This is a genomic window from Streptomyces sp. NPDC028635, assembly GCF_040637635.1.
Taxonomy (GTDB): Bacteria; Actinomycetota; Actinomycetes; order Streptomycetales; family Streptomycetaceae; genus Streptomyces.
On sequence record NZ_JBEZWX010000037.1, the window covers coordinates 1 to 3,108 of the forward strand.

Annotated in this window: 1 protein-coding gene; it reads right to left on the bottom strand. The window is 75.6% G+C overall.

Annotated elements, in window-relative coordinates; translation table 11 throughout:
• Positions 1 to 113: 113 nt before the first annotated feature.
• Positions 114 to 3,108 (bottom strand): SDR family NAD(P)-dependent oxidoreductase (locus AB0E88_RS28920; RefSeq protein WP_361636487.1); only part of this gene is annotated, 2,995 nt, incomplete at its 5' end.

Sequence of the window (3,108 nt, forward strand, 5' to 3'; positions counted from 1 at the left end):
TGTCTCCGCGCTCGCGGTCGCCCGCCGGGGGGGGGGGGGGCGGGGGGGGGGGGGCGGCGCCGCCCCCGCCCCCCCCCACCGGTCAGGTCGTCAGTCGGATGCGGACGGGCCGGTCAGCCGCTGACGAACTTGGCCGTGAGCTGCGGCGCCGAGATGACGGACACGTCGTGCAGGCGCATCAGCACCCGTCCGTCGGTGGCGCAGGCGGTGACGGAGAGCCGGGCCTCGGCGCCCGCACCGGCGGTGCCGGGCTCCACCAGGACGAGGAAGGGCTCACCGTCGGGCAGCGCGTGGTGCAGCTCGGCGCGGCCGACGGCCAGCGGCAGCCCGGCGCTGTCCCGGAACAGCCGCACCCACACCAGGGCGGCCTGCAGCAGCAGGTCGGCGGTGCCGGGGGCGTAGTGGGCGCCGGCGAAGGCGCCGCCCTCGGTGCGGTGCTCGGCGAGCGCGCACTCCAGGACGAGCCGGGACTCGTCCTCGGCGAGCACCCGGCGGATGCCGCGCAGGGAGGGGCCGTGGAAGAGGGTGCCGTCGGTGTAGAGGGCGTCGGCGGCGCGGCCGCCGCCCGGCGCGGGCAGCGCGGTGACGGGCGCCTGCGCCGGGGCCGGCGTGGTGTCCAGCACGGCGGCGTAGTGCGGTCGCACCGCGCCGTCCTGGTTCACCGAGCGGATGGCCACCTGTACGGTGCCGGGGGCCTCCGGCAGCGGAGTGATGACGAGGCGGCCGTTCTCCGGCTGGGTGCCGTCGAAGACGATGCCCTTCTGCACGGAGAACTCGCGCACCTGGCGGACCTCGCCGCCGGTGGCGCGCTCCACCGCGCCGATCGCCCAGCCGAGCGCCACGGCCGCCGGGAGCACCGGGGCCTCGCCGATCACGTGGTCGGCCACGAGCGGGTCCCGGTCCAGACCGGCGATCCGCCGCTCGACGGTGACGGTGGCGGCGGGTGCGGACGGGACGCGCTCGGAGAGCGGGGTGGTCGGCCCGAGCACGGTCACCACGTCGTCGGCGCGTTCGGCGGCGAACTGGTCGGCGAACAGGGCGGCGCCGGTCTCCTGCGGGATGAGGGTGATGCCGCGCTCCCGGAAGACGGCCTTGATCTCCGGGGAGACCATGCCGCTGTCCCAGGCGCCCCAGTTGAGCGAGGTCACCCGGGCGCCGGGGTGCCGCTGCTTCCAGGAGGAGGCCCAGGCGTTCAGCGCCTCGTTGGCCATGGCGTAGTCGGACTGGCCGCGGTTGCCGAAGAAGCCGGCGACCGAGGAGAAGAGGACCACGTGCCGCAGGGCGTCCGCGTCCAGCGCGGCCGTGACGGCGCGCAGCCCCGCGAGCTTGGGGGCGAAGACCCGCTCGATCTCGGAGGCCTTCTTCTGCGCGATCAGCTGGTCGGCGAGGACACCGGCGCCGTGCACGAGACCGGTGATGCGGCTGCGGTAGGGGGCGAGGGCGGCCGCCGTGGCCTCCGGGTCGGTGATGTCCACCGCGAGGTACTCGGCCTGGCTGCCCGCGGCGCGCAGCGCGTCCAGGGTCGCCCGGACCTCACGGCCGCCGACGACGGCCCGGTAGGCCTGCTCGACCCGCTTCGGTGTGGGCTTCTCGCCCGCGGCCTTCAGGTCGGCGACCGCCGCGGCCTTGAGCGCGGCGGCGTCCTGCACCCCGCGCGCCCATGTCGGCTCGTCCTCCAGCGGGGTCCGGCCGAGCAGCAGCAGGCCCGGCTGGTGACGGCGCGCCAGCTCCACCACGCAGGTGGCGGTGATGCCGCGCCCGCCGCCGGTGACGACCAGCAGGTCGTCGGAGCCCAGCGGCTGCGGCCGCGCGCCCGCCTGGTGCAGCGGCTGCTCGCCGAGGGTGAGGGTGACGCGGCGGGCGCCGTCGTGGCCGACCTGGACGGGCTCCGTGGCCGCGTCGTGCGCCTCGCCGAGGACCAGTGCGGCGGCGGCGCCGGGGGCCAGGGCGGGGGCCAGGTCGACGGCCCGGCTGAAGACCTCGGGGGCCTCCACGGCCAGCGTCTTGGCCAGACCGGCGACGCCGCCGATCGGCGTGAGTCGCTCGTCGACGCCGCCGAGGCCGAAGGAACCGTCCAGCTGGGTGACGCTGAGGTAGGCGGCGCGGCCGAAGGCCGCGGCGGTGCTCAGCGGCTCCGCCAGGTGCTTGGCCACCAGCAGGGTGTGGGCCAGGCGCCGTACGCCTTCCGCCCAGTCCGCCGGGGCCTTGGTGCACAGGTCGAGCACCAGGCTGATCCGCTCCCCCAGCGCCTCCTCGATGCGCGAGGCGAGCTCGGTGACGCCCCAGCCGGTCAGCGCGTGGTCCACCGTGTCGTCGACCCGCTGCGGTACGCCGGGCAGCCGCAGCACGTGCACCTTCCAGCCCTGCGCCTGGAGCCTGGCGGCGATCTCGGGTGCCAGGTCACCGCCGTCGTCCACGAGCAGGGCGCCCGAGGACGCGGGGTAGGCGTTCACCAGCTGGTCGGGAACCGGGAGCTCGGCCAGGGCGGCCTGTGCCCTGCCGATCCGCCCGCGCTCCGGGGCGGCTTCCGCCTCGGGCGCCGGCGCCGAGGGGGCGGAGGAGGGGCCGGCCTGCGCGGCGGGCGTGTCCTGCCCCGATATGAAGCCGACGATGTCCTGGAGGGTGCGCAGCTCTCCGAGCTGCTCGGGGCTGGCCGCGGCCACACCGGAGGCGAACCGCTCGTGCAGTACGCCCATGATCTCCACCCGCTTGATGGAGTCGATGCCCAGATCGGCCTCGACATCCATCCCGAGCTCCAGCATCTCCGCCGGATAACCCGTCTTCTGCGCCACGACCTCGAGCAACGCCGACGTCACCGACGCCGCATCCGGACCCGCGGCAACAGCGGGTGCGAAGGCAGCGACCGGGGCGGTGGCGGTGAGCGGCGTGGCGGCAGCGGGCGCGGCGGCGGCACCTGCGATGAAGCTGACGATGTCCTGGAGGGTGCGCAGCTCACCCAACTGCTCGGGGCTCGCCGCGGCCACACCCGAGGCGAACCGCTCGTGCAGCACGCCCATGATCTCCACCCGCTTGATGGAGTCGATGCCCAGATCAGCCTCGACATCCATCCCGAGCTCCAGCATCTCCGCCGGATAACCCGTCTTCTGC